A 222-nucleotide genomic window follows, 5' to 3' on the forward strand; every position below is an offset into this window, starting at 1 on the left:
TTTCTAACAATTGATCCTAAGTACACCACCCAAAGATGCCATCAATGTGGCAGTATTATGGGACAAAATAGCTATAAGAAATTAGCCCTTAAGGATCGGGAATGGACTTGCCCAATCTGTCAGACGCACCATATTCGCGATTGGAATGCGGCCGTGAACATCTTAGAAAAAGGATTAGGCAAGTGGCAGAATCCTAAAATAAAAGAGGCAGCCTAGAAAGGC

At 42.8% G+C, this 222-nt stretch carries 1 protein-coding gene; it reads left to right on the forward strand.

The features are described from left to right. The coding region (locus tag JEM49_RS10145) for a zinc ribbon domain-containing protein (protein ID WP_201874889.1) at positions 1-216 on the forward strand (216 nt) is incomplete at its 5' end. Positions 217-222: the final 6 nt, after the last annotated feature.

This window comes from Lactobacillus sp. A27 (genome assembly GCF_016742815.1).
GTDB lineage: Bacteria > Bacillota > Bacilli > Lactobacillales > Lactobacillaceae > Lactobacillus > Lactobacillus gallinarum.